This is a genomic window from Bifidobacterium sp. POST2/T3 (B1) (assembly GCF_058197115.1).
Genome location: NZ_JBVPQK010000455.1, coordinates 1 through 2027 on the forward strand (window position 1 = coordinate 1; position 2027 = coordinate 2027).

1 protein-coding gene is annotated in these 2027 nt (G+C 49.1%); it reads right to left on the reverse strand.

Features of this window, described 5'->3' with window-relative positions; translation table 11 throughout:
- Positions 1-1988 (reverse strand): isopeptide-forming domain-containing protein (locus AC0AP0_RS12725; protein ID WP_490430753.1); only part of this gene is annotated, 1988 nt, incomplete at its 3' end.
- Between the last annotated feature and the right edge of the window lie 39 nt (positions 1989-2027).

Sequence of the window (2027 nt, forward strand, 5' to 3'; positions counted from 1 at the left end):
ATAAGCAGAGCACCGACGACCAGCAGGAGCACGATACCGCGACCACCAGTTAGAGGCAGCGACAATGGAGCATCAGCATCACCCTCCGCAGAATGCGCCAGATACTTCTGAATAGCCACATTGTTGTACTTCAATGGCTGATTCTTCTTTGCAACATACTGCGCAGGAGTCACATCGAATGGACCAAACTTCAGTGAAGCATATGCAGGCTCTATAGCAGCATTGGGACCGTAGGTCTGAGCGAGCTGTTCTTCAGTCTGACCAGCGACATTTGAATATGTAATCGTGCTAAATGGGGTACTGGGGCTACGCCATCCGCTAGGAGTGGAAGTCTCTTTCAGGCTCCATTGAACTTCCTTTACCGTCTTGCCAGCTGAATCTCCTGCCCTTTGAGCTGCGGGACCAAAAATAGGTAGACCTGCGAAAGCTACCACGCCTTGATCATTAGCTGTAGCCTTGTACAGCTTAGCATTTTTTGCCTCTGCTGCTGCTTCGTTGGCATAGAACTCACCATTCGTGGCGAGGTAGGAGTCCTGGTGGGTTTCATCCTGAACCAGTCGGAACTCCGTCTTGGGCAACGCATCGTAGTTGTGATCGGCAGACTTAATGGCGCCGAAGACGAACACGGCATTGATGACGTTGGTATGGTCAACAATTGTGGCACCCGTATTTCCGCGGAAATCAGCAGATGCATCATTCGCTACACCGTTAGTTCCAGTAGAATCGCCATCTGGGGTTACCGTGGCGCTGTAGGTGACATCGACATGAATATCAGCCTTGGCAGCACTCTTCAGAAGAGAAGCAACTTCACTACCAAAGAACGTGAAATTGTAGTAGTTCGAATAGTTGTCCGTTGTTGAGAACATCTTGCCTGTATTACCGGTCAACCGATCTGGATTCTTGTCGTTATCCATCTTGTAATCGATTGTGTCTCCAGACCTTGACAACTCCTTTTGCTTCTGTGCTCCAGAATTGTCCTTATAATAGACTATCGCCTTGATGGTGCCCTCATCCATTTTCAAAGCTGTAGACATGCGATCAGAGATCTTGATATCAGCGTAATCGCCGGCAAGCTGGCTTACATCAAGCTGCCCAGTTACAGGTTGCGCATTGATCTTCTGAGACAGCTTGTAATCAATCTTGTCACCTGCGACTGCCGTCCGCTGAGTCTTAACTGCACCTGTTGTGGAGTCGTAAACATTTTGCACAGTCTTCGAGAAGGCATTTGTGTTCACGTTCTTCGGGTACAGATGCAGATGGTAGATATAGCCGGTCACCTTAGGTGTTGTGTTGTCTAACGACTGTGCAGCATAAGGCAAACCGAAGAACGAGGCAGCAGCAGCACCGTACTTTGTCTTATCAAGTTTATGGTCATTGTTTTCGTTGAACGCCCATGACTTGTCCTTATTCTCCGTCAGGATGAAATAATGCCCTACACCATTCGTAGCCTTGGGTAAATTCACCTTTGTAGATGTCTCTGAAGGCTGCCCGTTGGCTTGCGCGCCAGCAATTTTGCCGGTATTTTCCCCAGTCGTTTCAGCCTTATACCATTGATTAATGACACCTTGGCCATCGGTTACACCGGCATATGGGTCACCAACTGTTTGATAAGAACTAGCGTCATCCGGCTTAATATCAGCTAAACTCTTGCCACTAGCTGCCTTCACTTCCTGGACATTGAACAAAATATCCTGAGCAGGCACTAGTTCGTGATTATTGGTCTTCAACTTATCGAGATCCGCTGAAGAGCCGGTGGGGTTGCCACCATCAGAAAGAGAGAGGAACTTGGTGACCGTCAGTGTAGGCTGCTCATCAGGAAGCAGAGCGCCCGGCTTAAAGTCATCTTCAGCTGTATATCCATAATTTGTGTCGGCTGAAGCCTGGGTGGCTGGCAGAACGACCATGCCCGCTAGGAGCGTCGCTCCGGCGACCGCCAAGCCTAAAAGCTTAGGGAGCCTTATCCCTTCATTATCTCGTTGCATGTGCATGCACGCTTTCCCTTCTGTATTAATAGGCACAGGATGGCC